Here is a 12,197-nt window from a genome sequence, read left to right as displayed (position 1 = left end):
CAGCCGGGGCGGCCGGCGCGGAGGCAGCCGATCAGCAGGCCGCAACAACGGGCCGTCCCGCCACCACCCCGCAGACGGCCAGTGCCGGCACCGCGACGCCCGCCGCGAATCTGCCAGGCGCGGCCGCCACACCGGCCGCCGCCGCCCAAGCCAATGCATCAGCCCAGGCCGGCGCGGCCACGGCGGCCAGCGGCGGCGCGGTCCCGGCCGAAGCCGTCAAGCCGCAAAGCCTGGCCGCCACGCTCTTGGGCAAGGCGCCGCTGACGCCAGCCAACGAACTGCCCGACCTCGATCCCAACACGCCGCAAGCCACGCTCAGCAACACCGCCCGCCTGCTGACCACCGTGCTCAGCGCGGCGCAAAGCGGCGGCGCCGCGCAACTGGCGCTGGTTGGCAAGAGCGCGCTGTTCGGCAACGCCGCGCCGGCCACCGAACAGCTGGCGCAAAAGCTGCAGGACACCATCTCGCAAAGCGGCCTGTTCTACGAATCGCATGTCACCGAATGGGCCAAGGGCGAGCGCACCCTGCCCGAGCTGATGCGCGAGCCGCAGATGCAGCGCATGCTGCAGGGCGGCGAGAACGCCGCGCGCGCCGCCACCAACGGTCCCGACCTGAGCGCGGCGCAGCTGATCAACCAGCAACTGCACACGCACGAGCAGGGCCGGGTGCAATGGAACGGCGAAGCCTGGCCAGGCCAGCCGATGCAGTGGGAAATCCGCCGCGAACAGCGCAACGGCCGCCAGGACGACGGCCAAGGCGGCGCCGACGGCGAGCCCGAGCAGATCTGGCGCAGCGGCGTGCGCTTCCGCTTCCCGATGCTGGGCGCGGTGTCGGCCGCCGTCACGCTGATCGGCGGCCAGGTGCATATCCAGGTGCAAGCCGACGACGGCGACACCGCCGACACGCTGCGCGCCTACGCCGGCCAGCTGGAACAGGCGATGGAGGCGGCCGGCGCGCCGCTGTCCTCGCTCACCATCGCGCAGGAATCGCCATGACCGACGACCTGCCGCGCCGTCCGCTGCAACAGGCGGTGGCCCTGACCTACGAGAACGGCGCGCCGGCGCCCAAGGTGGTGGCCAAGGGCCGCGGGCTGGTGGCCGAGCAGATCATCAGCGTGGCGCTGGAGGCCGGCGTGTTCATCCACGAGTCCAAGGAACTTGTCTCTTTATTGATGGATGTTGACTTGGATCAACAGATTCCGCCCACGCTGTACCGGACGATTGCGGAACTATTAGCGTGGCTATATCATATTGAATCAGCGCAAAAGTCTGGCCTGCCGCTCCCGGCGGCGCCCGACAGCATCCCTCTTACAGAAATTTGACGCGAACGATGTACCCACACTTTCAGGATGCGGAATTGGAAAACTGGCACGATTTTGAAGTCGAATCACGGAAGGAGATCACCTCCCTGCTGCGCGGTATCGGCGAAAAAAACCAGTTGATCCGCATGCTGATCCATGGTGAGGCCGACGTCTGCGTGACCTCCATCCTGGAAGTGGACGAGCCGAACAACACCGTCTACCTGGATTGCTCGATCGACCGCGAGCAGAACAAGCGCATCCTGGCGTCGCGCCGGCTGTCGTTCGAGACCACGCTGGACAAGGTGCGCATCCTGTTCGCCGCCGACCGCATCGAGGCGGCCACCTGGCAAGGCAACCCGGCGTTCAAGATCGCCGTGCCGCCGACGCTGATCCGGCTGCAGCGGCGCGAGTACTACCGCATCTCGACGCCGGTGACCAATCCGGTGCGGGTGCTGATCCCGCTGCCGGACGAGCTGGGCGGCAACACCACCTTCCCGCTGGCCGACATCAGCTGCGGCGGCATCGCCATCCTGGACAACAAGATGATGCTGGGCGACGCCATCGGCCGCAACTACGCGGACTGCCGCATCGACCTGCCGGAGATCGGCCAGGTGGCGACCTCGCTCCAGATCCGCAACTCGCTGGACCTGACCCTGCTCAACAACAAGACCAACCGCCGGCTCGGCTGCGAGTTCGTCGGCATCTCGCGCGGCATGCTGTCGTACGTGCAACGCTACATCACCAAGCTGGAACGCGAACGCAACGCCCGCATCGCCGGCCTGATTTAGACCTGCATGTTCATGATGTCGTGATACGCTGAAACGAGCTTGTTGCGCACCTGGATGGTGGCCTGGAAGTTGATGCTGGCTTTCTGCATCGATACCATCATGTCCGACAGGCTGACGCTGTCGTCGCCCATCGCGAATTTCTTGCCCATGTCGTCGGCCTGCACCTGGCTGGCGTTGACGCCGTCCAGCGCGTTCTTCAAGGCGTCGGAAAACTCCACCTTGGCGGCCGGCGCCGGCTCGGTCTTGATCACCGGCGGCGTCAACCCCGGACGCGTGGCGTGCGCCTTCAACTGGGCAATCATGGCCTGGATCTGGCTGCCGTCAATTCCACCTGTTTTCATCTCACACTCCATCTTGTTGCTGTCGTGGAACAAATTTCCGCGACATGGCCGGGCGCGGCGTTACAATACGGCACGGCTCTATCAGTGCTGCCAGAATACCAAGGCCGTGACCAGCCCCCTTGGCCGAGCAGGACCGTAAACGGCGCTCTGTTTGGCCGATTGATTTGCCCGCAGTCACGCAATAATGGCTCATTCTCTCTAGAACCACGCACCGGAAACCAATCATCATGGCCGTAGCCGAACCTATCGACAACGACACAGCAGCAGCCGACGCCGCCGATGACGGTGCCGAGAAGCTGCCCTTTATCCAGACCCCGATGGGCCGCAATTTCCTGCGCGCGGCCGGCGCGGCGGCCATCGTGGCCATCCTGCTCGGCCTGTGGCTGTGGAACAAGCCGCCCGAGTACGGCGTGCTGTTCTCCAACTTCACCGACCGCGACGGCGGCGCCATCACGGCAGAACTGGACAAGCTCAACGTCAAGCACAAGTTTTCCGAGAACGGCACCGCCATCCTGGTGCCGACCGACCAGGTCCACGACATCCGCCTGAAACTGGCGGCCCAGGGCCTGCCCAAGGGCGGCAACGTCGGCTTCGAGCTGATGGAGAACCAGAAGCTGGGCGTGTCCCAGTTCCTCGAACAGGTCAACTACCAGCGCGCGCTGGAAGGCGAACTGGCGCGCTCGATCCAGTCGCTGGCCGCGATCGAGAACGCCCGCGTCCATCTGGCGCTGCCGAAACCGTCCGTGTTCGTGCGCGACCAGCAGAAGCCAACCGCCTCGGTGATCGTCACGCTGCACCCGAACCGCCAGCTCGATCCGTCGCAGACCGCCGCCATCGTCCACCTGGTCGCCTCCAGCGTGCCGGAGCTGCTGCCGGCCAACGTCAGCGTCATCGACCAGGCCGGCAACCTGATCTCCGACCAGAACAAGAACGGCAACGCCGGCCTGAACGCCAAGAACATGGACGAGACCCAGCTCAAGTATGTCAAGGACATGCAGCTGCAGGTCATCAAGCAGGTCGAATCGATCATCATCCCTATCGTCGGCGAAGGCAATGTGCGCGCCGAGGCCACCGCCGACGTCGACTTCGCGCAGATCGAGCAGGCCGCCGAGACCTACAAGCCGAACTCGCCGCCGGCCGCCTCGGCCATCCGCAGCCAGCAGAGCAGCGAAACCAACGGCAACACCGGCACCACCAATCCGGGCGGCATCCCGGGCGCGCTGTCGAACCAGCCGCCGGGCACCGCCACCGCGCCGCTGACCCAGACCGCCGGCTCGCCGACCGGCACCGCGCCGGCCCCGGGCACGCCGCCGGGCGCGGCCAGCAACACCACGGCCACCGGCCCGAGCCACAAGGAATCGACCACCAACTACGAAGTCGACAAGACCGTGCGCTACGAGCAGCGCGGCATGGGCGGCCTGCGCCGCCTGACGGTGGCGGTGGTGGTCAACTACAAGCGCATCATCGGCAAGGATGGCAAAGTCACCATCAAGGCCTATACTCCAGAAGAGATGGTCAAGATCAACGACCTGGTCAAGCAGGCCATGGGCTACAACCAGGACCGCGGCGACGCCGTCAGCGTGGCCAATTCGCCGTTCGACGGCGTCGACAAGCCGTTCGAGCCGCCGCCGGAGTGGTGGCGCGATCCGGCCAACCTGCCGATGGCCAAGGACCTGGCGAAGTTCCTGATCACCGCGCTGATCCTGCTGTACATCGTGATGCGCATCGTCAAGCCGATGATGCGGCCGGTGTTCAAGAAGATCGACGAGATCAACGCGCCGGAGCCGGAACCGGAAGAGCCGGAGGAAATCATCGAGGAAGGCCCGGACGAGGCCCTCATCGCCGAGGAAGAGCTGCGCAAGATGGAAGAAAACACCGCGCGCGGCTATCGCGAAAACCTGGCCATGGCCAAGAAACTGGCAACCGAGGATCCGCGCATCGTTGCCAACGTGATCAAAGAATGGATAGGCGCAAATGACTGAGAATACCGGACTGCAAAAGGCCGCCATCCTGATGCTGGCGATGGGCGAGAGCGAGGCCGCCGAGGTGATGAAGTTCCTCGGCCCGCGCGAGGTGCTCAAGCTGGGCGCCGCCATGGCGACCATGAAGAACGTGCCGCACGAGGAAGTGGTGGGCACGCTGGACAATTTCCGCGACATGGTCGCGGCCGCCTCCACCGTGGGCCTGGATTCGGACGAGTACATCCGCCAGGTGCTGACCAAGGCGCTGGGCGACGACAAGGCCTCGGTGCTGCTGTCGCGCATCCTGGGCGGCAAGGACGCGTCCGGCATCGAGTCGCTGAAATGGATGGATTCGCAATCCGTGGCCGAGCTGATCCGCAACGAGCACCCGCAGATCATCGCCACCATCCTGGTCCACCTGGAGCGCGACCAGGCTTGCGAGATCCTCGGCCACTTCACCGACCGCCTGCGCAACGACGTGGTGCTGCGTATCGCCACGCTGGACGGCGTGCAGCCGGCCGCGCTGCGCGAGCTGAACGACGTGCTGACCAAGCTGTTGTCGGGCAACGAGAACATCAAGAAATCGTCGCTGGGCGGCGTGCGCGCGGCGGCCGAGATCCTCAACTTCATGTCCGGCGAGCAGGAAGGCTCGGTCATGGACAACATCAAGAACTACGACAACGACATGGCGCAGAAGATCATGGACGAGATGTTCGTGTTCGACAACCTGATCGATATCGACGACCGCGGCATCCAGCTGCTGTTGCGCGAGGTGCAGTCCGAAATGCTGATCATCGCCTTGAAGGGCGCGTCGCAGGAGCTGCGCGACAAGATCTTCAAGAACATGTCGGCCCGTGCGTCGGAAATGATGCGCGAAGACCTGGAATCGAAGGGTCCCGTGCGCCTGTCCGAGGTGGAAACCCAGCAGAAGCAGATTCTGCAGATCGTCCGCCGCCTGGCCGACGAAGGCCAGATCGTGCTTGGCGGTAAAGGTGAGGATTCGTTCGTCTAATGTCTCTGTTACCTAAAGAACAGCAGTCGGCGTTCCAGCGCTGGGAGATGACCTCGTTTGGCGACGAGCGCCCCAGCGTGATGGCGCTGCGCGAAGCCGAGCAGCGCGAGCGCGACGCCGAACAGGCGCGCCTGGACGCCGAGCAGCGCGTGCACGAGGCGTTGATGGAACAGCAGGAGGCGCTGGAAATGGGCCCGCCGCTGCCGCCGCCGATGGAATACCCCACCGTTGAAGAGCTCGAAGCGATCCGCGAGGAAGCGCGCAAGGACGGCTACGACGAAGGCCACGCGGCCGGCCACGCCGACGCCATCGCGGCCGGCAAGCTGGTCACGGCCGAGGAGCTGGAGCATGTGCGCGCCATCGCCGCCAACTTCAGCAACTCGCTGCAGGACGCCGACCAGCTGATCGCCAACGAAGTGCTGGAACTGGCGCTGCAGCTGGCCAAGGGCATGCTGAAGAACGCCTTCCAGGTCAAGCCCGAGCTGATCCTGCCCATCGTGCGCGAGGCCATCGAATACCTGCCGGTGCTGCAACAGCCGGCGCTGCTGGTGCTGCATCCCGACGACGCCGCCGTGGTGCGCGCCGGCATAGGCGAGGAGCTCGACAAGGGCGGCTGGCGCGTGGTCGAGGACCCGCAGGTCGGCCGTGGCGGCTGCAAGGTCGATACCGCCAGCAACCAGATCGACGCCACCGCCGCCGCGCGCTGGCAGCGCCTGAGCCACGCGCTCGGCAAAGAAGTGGACTGGCTGGCCTGACATGGACGCCGCCGCTCCCCTCGCCCCCGCCAGTCCGCACGCCGGCCGCTGGAAATCCTATCTGCACGACTGCGGCGCGCTGGTCGGCTTCGTCGAGCCGATGCAGGTGTCGGGCCGCGTCACGCGCGTGGCCGGGCTGGTGATGGAAGCGGTCGGCCTGCGCCTGGCCGTGGGCGCAGCCTGCACCGTGCCGCTGCCGTCCGGCGGCAAGATCGAGGCCGAGGTGGTCGGCTTCGAGGGCGAAAAACTGTTCCTGATGCCGCAAAGCGATGTCGAGGGCGTGGTGCCCGGCACCCGCGTGTTCCCGGTCGAGCCCGCCATTCCCCGGCCCGGCACCGTCAACCACCCGCGCCGCCGCCCGAGCGACCGCGCGCGCCACCTGCCGGTCGGCCCCGAACTGCTGGGCCGAGTGCTGGACGGCGCCGGCCGACCGCTGGACAACCTGGGCCCGCTGCACGCCAGCGACAGCGCCCCCATCAACACCCGCCCCGCCAACCCGCTGGGCCGCGCGCCGATCACCGAGACGCTGGACGTGGGCGTGCGCTCGATCAACGCCATGCTGACCGTCGGCCGTGGTCAGCGCATGGGCCTGTTCGCCGGCTCCGGCGTCGGCAAGTCCGTGCTGCTGGGCATGATGGCGCGCTACACCGAGGCCGACATCATCGTGGTCGGCCTGATCGGCGAGCGGGGCCGCGAGGTCAAGGAATTCATCGAGCAGATCCTCGGCGAGGAAGGCCTGGCCCGCTCCGTGGTCGTGGCTGCCCCGGCCGACACGCCGCCGCTGATGCGCCTCCAGGGCGCGGCCTACGCCACCGCGATCGCCGAGCACTTCCGCGACCAGGGCCTGAACGTGCTGCTGATCATGGATTCGCTGACCCGCTACGCGATGGCGCAACGCGAGATCGCGCTGGCCATCGGCGAACCACCTGCCACCAAAGGTTATCCGCCGTCGGTGTTCGCCAAGCTGCCGATCCTGGTGGAACGCGCCGGCAACGGCGAAATGGGCGGCGGCTCGATCACCGCCTTCTACACCGTGCTGACCGAGGGCGACGACCAGCAGGACCCGATCGCCGACTCGGCGCGCGCCATCCTTGACGGCCACATCGTGCTCAACCGCCGCCTGGCCGAGGCCGGCCACTACCCCGCCATCGACATCGAACAGTCGATCAGCCGGGCCATGCACTCGATCACCTCGCCCGAGCACCAGACCCGCTCGCGCCACCTGAAGCAGCTGTTCTCGCGCTACGAGCGCAGCCGCGACCTGATCAGCGTCGGCGCCTACGCGCCCGGCAGCGATCCGGTGCTCGACCAGGCCATCCAGTTGCACGACCGGATAGAGAATTTCCTCCAGCAGCAAATCACCGAACGGGTGACCATGGGCGAGAGCTTGGCCCAACTTACCTCTCTATTCGACTGATTGACGCGGATAACAGCCACCTATAATTGACGCATCATGGCTTCCAAAGCGCAACTTGAAACACTGATGGACCTGGCGCGCCGGGAAACCGACGACGCCGCCAAGCGCCTGGGCGCTTCGCTGAAGGCCGTGGACGAGGCCAAGCAGAAGCACCAGATGCTGGTCGGCTATCGCGAGGAATATGCGAAACGCTTCGAGGCGGCGCAGCAGGCCGGCATCACGCCCATGGCTTACCGCAATTTCCAGGCCTTCATGGAGAAGCTGGACGTGGCGGTCAAGGGCCAGCAGGACATGATCAAGCACGCCGAGTACCGCAGCGAGCAGGAAAAGGCCGCCTGGCAGGCCAGCGAACGCAAGCGCATGTCCTACTCCACCCTGAACGACCGGGCGGACGCCGAGGCGCTCAGGCTGGAAAACAAGCGCGACCAGAAGCAGATGGACGAACACGCAGCAAGGCAGGCGTATTACAAACGCTGACATTCAGACGCAACCAACCGACACGGCGCGATCATGCAAACCCCGAATCTCCAAATTCCCACTCTGAACGCCAATGCAGTGGCGGCGCCCAAGGTCAACCTGAATCTGAACGCCGGCGGCGGCGACAACTCCTTCCAGCGCGCCCTGTCGCGCGAGATGGACCAGCGCCAGGCCGGCAACGCCAGCAACGGCCCGGCCATCGTGGCCAAGGCGCCCGAGCGCCCCGCCGCCTCGCGCTCGTCCGCGCCCAAGCCGGCCGAGCAGGCCAAGCCCGCCCAATCGCAGAACCAGCAGGCCGACGCGGCCGACAACAACCAGGCCGTCGCCAAAAATGACAGCCAGCCGGCGCCCACAGCGCCCGCCCAGGCCAAGAACAACAGCAAGGACGGCAATGCCAGCGCCGACGAATCCGCCGACAACGCGGCCAGCGATGCGCAAGCCGCCGCCCAGGCCGATCCGGTGGCCGACATGCTGGCCCTGGTGGCAGCCTTCAATCAACCTGCGGCACCAGCCGCCGCACCGGTCGCCAGCACGGCCGACGCTTCGGCAGGCAATGCCGCCGGCGCTGTGAGCGCCGCCGCCTTGGCCGCCGAAGCCGCCGCTACGGCTGCCGCAGCCACCGCTGCATCGGCAACCGGCGCGGGTGCCGATGACACGGCCGCCACCGCCGTGGACGCCAACGCCACCGCCGCCCTGCCCGCCGCAGCCACGCTGGACGCCGACACGCTGAAAACCGCCCAAGCCGGTGCCGACGCCAACGCCGCCGCCGATTTCAAGGCCGCCCTGACGAAAGCCGGCTCGGCCGCGCAAACCGCCGCAGACGCGGCAGCGGCAGCCGCCAAGGCAGCAGCCGCCAGCGCCACGGCGGGCGCCACCGTCGCCGCAGCAGCCACTGCCGCCAAGCCTGCCGTCACTGACAACAAGCCGGTCAGCGCCGTGCCGGACGGCCCGATCGTCGACACCCTGTCCGACACCACCGACGCCGCGCCCGCCACGCCGGCCGAACCAGCCGCCCCGATCAAGGTCGGCCCCGGCATGGAAAAACCGGCCGACGTGGCCCACACCACGCCGCGCCAGTCCGATCCGCTGCAACCGGTCTTCAACGGCAAGAGCACCCAGCCAACCGAAGCGGCCCCGGTGCTGAAGGAAACCGCCCCGGCCATCACCATCGCGCCGACCGCGCAATCGGCGCTGGAGGCGGCCAAGGCGGCCGTCACCGCCGTGCCGACGGACAAGCTCAGCAGCCGCGTCGGCACCCAGGCCTGGGACCAGCAACTGGGTCAAAAAATCATCTTCATGGCGGCCGGCGGCGAGCAGAGCGCCACGATGGAATTGAATCCGCCCGACCTCGGCCCGCTGCAGGTCGTGCTGAGCGTGAACAAGGACCAGGCCACCGCGGCCTTCAGCTCGGCCCAGCCGGAAGTGCGCCAGGCGCTGGAGTCGGCCATGCCCAAGCTGCGCGAAATGATGAGCGAGGCCGGCATCCAGCTGGGCAACGCCACCGTCTCGGCCGGCATGTCTGACCAGAACAACGGCTTCAACCAGCAGGCCAGTTCGGCGCAGCACAGCGGCGGCAATGGTGGCGGCGGCCGTTCCGGCGCCAGCTTCGGCGGCGACAGCGGCGCCAGCGTGGACGTGCCGCGCAGCGCTCCACCGGCGCGCCGCTTGCCGGCCGGCGCGGTCGACACCTTCGCCTGATCATCAGCGGCCGAGACGAAAACCGGGACCGGCCAGCCAGCCTTCCCGGTTTTGTTGTTTGTTACACTACGGAAACGCCAAGCAGCACCCGGATCGCCCCTCTTTTCGACGTATGCGATGCCGCAGTCCCGACCGATAATGACATAATGGCGTCATGTTCCACTTCCGCATCATGCAAGGGCAATTTTGAAAGCGAACCCAAAAATGAAAGCCGATCAGAAAGTTGAAGCAGCGCCCAGCGGCGGCGGCAGCAAAAAACTGATCATCATCATCCTGGCGGTGGTCCTGGTATTGGGCGCGGCCGGCGGCGGTGCGGCCTGGTTCTTCCTGCATGGCAAGGGCGACGCGGCCGAGGAAGAGGCGCCGGCCAAGAACAAGCACAAGAACGCCAAGAAGGCCAAGGCCGGTCCGCCGGAATACGTGCCGGTCGATCCGTTCACGGTCAACCTGCAGCCGGGCGACAACGGCGCCGACCAGTACCTGCAGATCGCTTTCACGCTGGAAGTGGGCGGGCTGGAAGAGAAGGAAAACGTCAAGAACAACATGGCCAAGGTGCGCAGCCGCATGCTGTTGCTGCTGTCGAGCAAGCGCGCCATGGACATCAACACGCCGGATGGCAAAGTCCAGCTGGCCAAGGAAATCATCGCCCAGCTCAAGGAACCCTTCGAGGACCGCGGCTCGCCGCAGGACATCGAGGATGTGCTGTTCACCTCGTTTATCATTCAGTAAGTTAGAAAGTCATGGCTGATAATTTTCTCTCCCAGGAAGAAGTCGATGCCCTTCTGAAGGGCGTCAACGGCGACCAGGACGACGTCCAGGCGCAGGAAGACGTCGCGGGAGTACGAACGTATAACCTGGCCACCCAGGAACGTATCGTCCGTGGGCGCATGCCGACGCTGGAGATTATCAACGAGCGCTTCGCGCGCCTGTTGCGGGTCGGCCTGTTCAACTTCCTGCGCCGCAGCGCCGAGGTGTCGGTGGGCTCGGTGCGGGTCTCCAAGTATTCCGAGTTCATCCGCAACCTGGTGGTGCCGACCAACCTCAACCTGGTGCACATGAAGCCGCTGCGCGGCACCGCGCTGATGGTGTTCGACCCGGGCCTGGTGTTCCTGCTGGTGGACAACCTGTTCGGCGGCGACGGCCGCTTCCACACCCGCGTCGAGGGCCGCGACTTCACCCAGACCGAGCAGCGCATCATCCTGCGCATCCTGGACATCGTGTTCGAGGCCTACACCAAGTCGTGGGAGCCGGTCTATCCGGTCGAGTTCGAGTACATCCGCTCGGAAATGAATACGCAGTTCGCCAACATCGCCACGCCGAACGAGGTGGTGGTGGCGTCGACCTTCACGGTGGAGCTGGGATCGGTCTCCGGTCAGATCCACTTCTGCATGCCGTACTCGATGATCGAGCCGATCCGCGATTCGCTGACCTCCAGCCTGCAGGGCGAGGCGCTGGAAGTGGACAAGCGCTGGATCCGCCTGATGACGCAGCAGATCCAGATCGCCGAGGTGGAGATCGTCGCCTCGCTGGGCACGGCCAAGGTCAATTTCGACGAGATCCTCAACATGCGCGTGGGCGACATCATCCCGCTGCACATCCCGGAAATGATCTCGGCGACCGTCGACGGCGTGCCGGTCATGGATTGCAGCTACGGCGTGATGAACGGACAATACGCGCTGAAGGTGGAGAAATTGCTCGCCAATGCCGATAACATCAAATAACGCCGGCGCAACCGCCGCCGGTGACCGCAATACAGGAGAGAAGCATGTCGGATAATCAAGACGATACGATGGACGACGACCCATGGGGCGCGGCCATCGCCGAGCAGGCGCAGGCCGAGGCGGCCGCGCTGGAAAAGCAGCAGGCCCAGGCGGCCAGCGCCGCCGTGTTCACGGACTTTTCCAGCACGCCGAGCAAGACCGAGACGCATAACGATATCGACTTCATCCTCGATATCCCGGTGCAGCTCACGGTCGAGCTGGGCCGCACCAAGATCGCCATCAAGAACCTGCTGCAACTGGCGCAGGGCTCGGTGGTGGAGCTGGACGGCCTGGCCGGCGAGCCGATGGACGTGCTGGTCAACGGCTGCCTGATCGCCCAGGGCGAGGTGGTGGTGGTCAACGACAAGTTCGGTATCCGGCTGACCGACATCATCACGCCGTCCGAACGTATCAGAAAACTGAATAAATGAAGCACGGACTGACCTCAACCCTGATCCTCGCGGCGGCCCTGGCCGCCGCGCCTGCAATGGCCCAGCGCAGCGTGTCGGGCACCATCGGCGGCCAGCACGCGGCCAGCGCACCGGCCGTGGCCGCGCCGCCGGCAGCCGCCGCGCCGGCTGCTTCGCCTGCCGCTCCCGCGGTTGCCACCGTCGCCCCTGCCGCCTCAGCCATGACCGTTGCTCCAGCCACCACGGCCGCCGGCACGACGGCCGCGCCAGCCCCCGGC

Annotated in this window: 13 protein-coding genes and 1 pseudogene; 13 read left to right on the top strand and 1 reads right to left on the bottom strand. The window is 66.2% G+C overall.

Annotation, left to right across the window (positions count from 1 at the left end):
* From fliK to ACUJB0_RS31540, 3 genes are all read left to right on the top strand, one after another.
* Positions 1–995: flagellar hook-length control protein FliK (gene fliK, locus ACUJB0_RS31550; RefSeq protein WP_444848709.1), on the top strand; the 995-nt coding region annotated here is incomplete at its 5' end.
* Positions 992–1,321, top strand: coding sequence for an EscU/YscU/HrcU family type III secretion system export apparatus switch protein (locus ACUJB0_RS31545; protein ID WP_161093220.1), 330 nt, complete (start codon positions 992–994; stop codon positions 1,319–1,321). The genes fliK and ACUJB0_RS31545, both read left to right, overlap by 4 nt.
* An 8-nt stretch (positions 1,322–1,329) precedes the next feature.
* Positions 1,330–2,088 carry a flagellar brake protein gene (locus ACUJB0_RS31540; protein WP_161100210.1) on the top strand — a complete coding sequence of 253 codons (759 nt, stop codon included), beginning with the start codon at positions 1,330–1,332 and terminating at the stop codon, positions 2,086–2,088.
* Here ACUJB0_RS31540 and fliE read toward each other — a convergent pair.
* Positions 2,085–2,429, bottom strand: a complete 345-nt coding sequence (fliE, locus tag ACUJB0_RS31535) for a flagellar hook-basal body complex protein FliE (protein WP_117011627.1) — start codon at positions 2,427–2,429, stop codon at positions 2,085–2,087. The two genes, ACUJB0_RS31540 and fliE, sit on opposite strands and share 4 nt — an antisense overlap.
* 227 nt (positions 2,430–2,656) lie before the next feature.
* On the opposite strand from fliE, the gene fliF reads away from it, so the two are divergent.
* From fliF to ACUJB0_RS31485, 10 genes and pseudogenes are all read left to right on the top strand, one after another.
* Positions 2,657–4,411, top strand: coding sequence for a flagellar basal-body MS-ring/collar protein FliF (fliF, locus tag ACUJB0_RS31530; RefSeq protein ID WP_444848708.1), 1,755 nt, complete (start codon positions 2,657–2,659; stop codon positions 4,409–4,411).
* On the top strand, positions 4,404–5,402 hold the full coding sequence (gene fliG / locus ACUJB0_RS31525) for a flagellar motor switch protein FliG (protein WP_008451337.1): 999 nt from the start codon (positions 4,404–4,406) through the stop codon (positions 5,400–5,402). The genes fliF and fliG overlap by 8 nt, the downstream gene beginning before the upstream one ends.
* Positions 5,402–6,157 carry a flagellar assembly protein FliH gene (locus tag ACUJB0_RS31520; protein ID WP_444848707.1) on the top strand — a complete coding sequence of 252 codons (756 nt, stop codon included), beginning with the start codon at positions 5,402–5,404 and terminating at the stop codon, positions 6,155–6,157. The genes fliG and ACUJB0_RS31520 overlap by 1 nt, the downstream gene beginning before the upstream one ends.
* A 1-nt stretch (position 6,158) precedes the next feature.
* The gene (gene fliI, locus ACUJB0_RS31515) at positions 6,159–7,574 is read left to right on the top strand and encodes a flagellar protein export ATPase FliI (protein WP_444848706.1); all 1,416 of its coding nucleotides are present in this window, start codon (positions 6,159–6,161) and stop codon (positions 7,572–7,574) included.
* 36 nt (positions 7,575–7,610) lie between these two features.
* The gene (fliJ, locus tag ACUJB0_RS31510; RefSeq protein ID WP_444848705.1) at positions 7,611–8,051 is read left to right on the top strand and encodes a flagellar export protein FliJ; all 441 of its coding nucleotides are present in this window, start codon (positions 7,611–7,613) and stop codon (positions 8,049–8,051) included.
* A gap of 33 nt (positions 8,052–8,084) precedes the next feature.
* Positions 8,085–9,749, top strand: coding sequence for a flagellar hook-length control protein FliK (locus ACUJB0_RS31505; protein ID WP_444848704.1), 1,665 nt, complete (start codon positions 8,085–8,087; stop codon positions 9,747–9,749).
* 204 nt (positions 9,750–9,953) lie between these two features.
* Positions 9,954–10,478 carry a flagellar basal body-associated protein FliL gene (gene fliL / locus ACUJB0_RS31500; protein WP_444848703.1) on the top strand — a complete coding sequence of 175 codons (525 nt, stop codon included), beginning with the start codon at positions 9,954–9,956 and terminating at the stop codon, positions 10,476–10,478.
* A gap of 11 nt (positions 10,479–10,489) precedes the next feature.
* The gene (gene fliM, locus ACUJB0_RS31495; protein WP_117011634.1) at positions 10,490–11,470 is read left to right on the top strand and encodes a flagellar motor switch protein FliM; all 981 of its coding nucleotides are present in this window, start codon (positions 10,490–10,492) and stop codon (positions 11,468–11,470) included.
* A gap of 44 nt (positions 11,471–11,514) precedes the next feature.
* Positions 11,515–11,940 carry a flagellar motor switch protein FliN gene (gene fliN, locus ACUJB0_RS31490; protein WP_161087895.1) on the top strand — a complete coding sequence of 142 codons (426 nt, stop codon included), beginning with the start codon at positions 11,515–11,517 and terminating at the stop codon, positions 11,938–11,940.
* Positions 11,937–12,197: pseudogene (locus tag ACUJB0_RS31485) on the top strand (flagellar biosynthetic protein FliO); the annotation flags it as partial. The gene fliN and the pseudogene ACUJB0_RS31485, both read left to right, overlap by 4 nt.

Origin of the sequence: Duganella caerulea, assembly GCF_040362985.1 — a bacterium.
GTDB lineage: Bacteria > Pseudomonadota > Gammaproteobacteria > Burkholderiales > Burkholderiaceae_D > Rugamonas > Rugamonas vulcania.
Note: the sequence above shows the minus strand (reverse complement) of the source record. Positions and strands in the feature narration are given on the sequence as shown.

Coding starts and splice junctions, on each gene's coding strand:
- ACUJB0_RS31545 (WP_161093220.1), top strand. CDS start 992: ATGACCGACGACCTGCCGCGCCGTCCGCTGCAACAGGCGGTGGCCCTG.
- fliN (WP_161087895.1), top strand. CDS start 11,515: ATGTCGGATAATCAAGACGATACGATGGACGACGACCCATGGGGCGCG.
- fliI (WP_444848706.1), top strand. CDS start 6,159: ATGGACGCCGCCGCTCCCCTCGCCCCCGCCAGTCCGCACGCCGGCCGC.
- fliF (WP_444848708.1), top strand. CDS start 2,657: ATGGCCGTAGCCGAACCTATCGACAACGACACAGCAGCAGCCGACGCC.
- fliL (WP_444848703.1), top strand. CDS start 9,954: ATGAAAGCCGATCAGAAAGTTGAAGCAGCGCCCAGCGGCGGCGGCAGC.
- fliM (WP_117011634.1), top strand. CDS start 10,490: ATGGCTGATAATTTTCTCTCCCAGGAAGAAGTCGATGCCCTTCTGAAG.
- fliJ (WP_444848705.1), top strand. CDS start 7,611: ATGGCTTCCAAAGCGCAACTTGAAACACTGATGGACCTGGCGCGCCGG.
- ACUJB0_RS31540 (WP_161100210.1), top strand. CDS start 1,330: ATGTACCCACACTTTCAGGATGCGGAATTGGAAAACTGGCACGATTTT.
- ACUJB0_RS31520 (WP_444848707.1), top strand. CDS start 5,402: ATGTCTCTGTTACCTAAAGAACAGCAGTCGGCGTTCCAGCGCTGGGAG.
- ACUJB0_RS31505 (WP_444848704.1), top strand. CDS start 8,085: ATGCAAACCCCGAATCTCCAAATTCCCACTCTGAACGCCAATGCAGTG.
- fliE (WP_117011627.1), bottom strand. CDS start 2,429: ATGAAAACAGGTGGAATTGACGGCAGCCAGATCCAGGCCATGATTGCC.
- fliG (WP_008451337.1), top strand. CDS start 4,404: ATGACTGAGAATACCGGACTGCAAAAGGCCGCCATCCTGATGCTGGCG.